We start from the raw sequence: 2906 nt of genomic DNA on the forward strand, positions 1-2906 counted from the left end.
GAAGGGTATGGTATAGACATTCCGGAAACAAAGCGAAACTTATTATACGTCGCCTCTTTTGTGAACGCTGTCATAAAATTCATCATGAACTACCAGATCTTCTAGTCCCCTACAAACGTTATGGGACAGAAAGCATCGAACAGGTTCTGGATGATCATTTGATAGATGTGCCAGCTGATGAATCGACATTGGGCCGCTGGCGTGAATGGTTTCGGAATTGGGGGCCTTATGCTGTGGGTTGTTTCAATTCTATTATCAGGCGCTTTCAATTGGATCTACCTGTGGGGAGCACGTCCGATCCCCCACGGACCGTGCTCCAAAGAATCGGACGCAATGGAGAATCATTCGTTGGATGGCTGGCGAAAGTTGTCCGTCCCATTGTAAATGTTCATTTATGGGTACAGACCCGTTCTGCATTCCTGTCCAAACAGCCTTAAGATAGACTCATGTTAAATAGCTTAAAAAGGAGGCTTTTTGGCATGAGAGATCAAAAGAAAGCACAGGAAATTGCTGCTGAACGGGTACAATTATTGTCCCCATTATTGGCGGATGGGTTGGATGCTGCCAAAGCTAGACAAATAAGACGACAAATTTGTGAGGTAAGTGGATTGTCTGAACGAACCATTCGAAGATATTTGGCTCAATATCGACAAGCAGGGTTCGAAGGGTTAAAACCAAAAGGAAAAGGCACACAAACCAAGGAGGCCATTCCCCATCATTTATTGGAACAGGCCATCTTACTGCGTCGAGAAGTCCCGACACGCAGTATTGCCCAGATTATTCAAATTTTGGAATGGGAAAAACTTGCTGAACCTGGTCAATTGAAGCGAAGTACATTACAGGAAAAGCTCGCTGAAAAAGGATATAGTGCTCGGCATATGCGGATGTATAATGATCCCGGTGTAGCTGCGCGGCGTTTCCAACGGAAAGCGCGTAATCAATTATGGCATTCTGACATTAAGTATGGGCCGTATCTTCCCATTGGCCCAGGTGGCGAGAAAAAACAAGTTTATTTGGTAGCGTTCTTGGATGACGCTACGCGTTTTGTATTGCACGCCGGGTTTTATCCCACGATGGATCAACGTATTGTGGAACAGGGTTTCCGTGAATCTATCCAGTTATACGGTGTTCCTGAATCTGTTTATTTTGATAACGGGAAACAATATCGCACGAAATGGATGAAGCGAACCTGTTCGAAGTTAGGCATCCGGTTATTATATGCTAAGCCCTACTCACCGGAGTCGACCGGTAAGGTGGAAAGGTTCAACCGAGTAGTCGGTCATTTTTTAGATGAGGTTGGACTGGAGAAACCTACAACGCTGGATCAATTAAATGAGCGCCTTCGTGTATGGTTGAGTGAATGCTACCAGCATAAACCACACAGTGCTTTAGGTAAAGATCAAAGTCCAGAGGCAACTTTTCGTAGCGATGACAATATCTTACGGTTTGTTGGTACAGAACAATTGGCGCAAGCATTCTTACACTGTGAAGCACGTAAAGTGGATAAATCAGGGTGTATTAGTTTTATGGGAAAAAAATACGAAGTTGGATTATCGTTTATCGGCTGTAAGGTCGATGTGGTTTACGATCCTTCGGATATTACGGAAGTAACGATTGAATACGAAGGACACGCACCTTGGACAGCCCGTGAATTGGTGATTGGCGAACGCGCTGGGAAACGACCAACGATACCGGACTATCTTGGAAAACAGTCTGCGGAGCACTCTAGACTGTTAGACGCAGCTTCGGAACAATATGCTTCCCGTACGGACGTTCAGAAGACAGCGGTCTCCTATCGCAGGGTTAAGAAAGAGGGTGCGTCACATGTTTAATCAGTTTTATGGCTTTACGCGTACCCCTTTTACGCGGGATATTCTGACATCCGCATTATACTATCCGGATATGCTGGACGAAACAATCGGGAGATTGGAATATGCAGCCGAATCCCAATTGTTTGTGGTGGTGACAGGTGATGCTGGGACCGGGAAAACGACAACACTAAGAAGATTTACGAGTGAACTGGATTCCGGTCATTTTAAGGTTTTATATCTAGCCGATTCAAAATTAACACCGCGACATTTTTATAAGGGATTGTTGGAACAGTTGGGATGCGAGTCCAAGTTTTACCGTGGTGACGCTAAACGTCAGTTGCACAATCAAATTGAAATGATGCGTGGTATTCATGGATTATTACCAGTGGTTATTGTAGATGAAGCACATCTTCTGGATCGGGAAATGTTGGAGGAAGTTCGCTTCCTGCTTAATTTTAAAATGGATGCTGAAAGTCCGATGGCGTTGATCCTTGTTGGACAGAGTGAACTTTGGGATCGGCTTAGGCTCCAATCATTTGCGGCTATTCGGCAGCGAATTGACCTGCAATGTAAGCTTCCGCACTATGATCGTGCTCAAGTGGGTGAATATATACGGAAACATTTAATGGAAGTTAACGCCCAAAGCGATATTTTCACAGATGCCGCCATACATGAAATTTTCCAGTTTTCGAATGGAACACCGAGACTGGTTAACAAAATTTGTACGCATTGTCTCATTTACGGTGCCCAAAATAAACAAAAGCTTATCGATGACCATATGGTAAAGCTGGTCATAGAAGGTGAACTATCATGACAGAAGGGATAATGACGTATGAATATGATCGAGACGCCTGGGTGGTTGAAATAAATGGTTATCAATATACACTATTCTGCGGGGAGTTATTTGAACTCATTGTTGGACAACGTAACATCCCTTCAAGGCTAGAATTGGGAAAAGACTGGTATATTATAATGGAGGGGAATGTTCCATTCGATCTTCGAATATGTAACGTATACCATATTTACATCTAAGTTTGTAAAACCACGGGAAAAAGGAAAACATCATCCTTCTTCCCTTTATTTTTACAATCATTG

At 43.6% G+C, this 2906-nt stretch carries 4 protein-coding genes; all 4 read left to right on the forward strand.

Annotation, left to right across the window (positions count from 1 at the left end):
* Positions 1–437, forward strand: a 437-nt coding sequence (locus ABD010_RS18185; protein WP_343816469.1) for a DUF6431 domain-containing protein, incomplete at its 5' end; no start/stop codon positions are given.
* A 42-nt stretch (positions 438–479) separates the two neighbouring features.
* Positions 480–1832 (forward strand): DDE-type integrase/transposase/recombinase, encoded by a 1353-nt coding sequence (locus ABD010_RS18190; RefSeq protein ID WP_343816473.1) that lies wholly within the window; start codon positions 480–482, stop codon positions 1830–1832.
* Positions 1825–2625 (forward strand): ExeA family protein, encoded by an 801-nt coding sequence (locus ABD010_RS18195; RefSeq protein WP_343816476.1) that lies wholly within the window; start codon positions 1825–1827, stop codon positions 2623–2625. The genes ABD010_RS18190 and ABD010_RS18195 overlap by 8 nt, the downstream gene beginning before the upstream one ends.
* Complete coding sequence (locus tag ABD010_RS18200; RefSeq protein ID WP_343816479.1) at positions 2622–2843, forward strand: DUF5348 domain-containing protein; 222 nt, start codon at positions 2622–2624, stop codon at positions 2841–2843. The genes ABD010_RS18195 and ABD010_RS18200 overlap by 4 nt, the downstream gene beginning before the upstream one ends.
* Positions 2844–2906 lie beyond the last annotated feature (63 nt).

The organism is Virgibacillus siamensis, assembly GCF_039522605.1.
In the GTDB taxonomy this organism is placed as follows: Bacteria; Bacillota; Bacilli; order Bacillales; family Amphibacillaceae; genus Lentibacillus; species Lentibacillus siamensis.

What these genes read in the sequence shown, in the direction of transcription:
- ABD010_RS18190 (WP_343816473.1), top strand. Translation starts at nt 480, where the DNA reads ATGAGAGATCAAAAGAAAGCACAGGAAATTGCTGCTGAACGGGTACAA.
- ABD010_RS18195 (WP_343816476.1), top strand. Translation starts at nt 1,825, where the DNA reads ATGTTTAATCAGTTTTATGGCTTTACGCGTACCCCTTTTACGCGGGAT.
- ABD010_RS18200 (WP_343816479.1), top strand. Translation starts at nt 2,622, where the DNA reads ATGACAGAAGGGATAATGACGTATGAATATGATCGAGACGCCTGGGTG.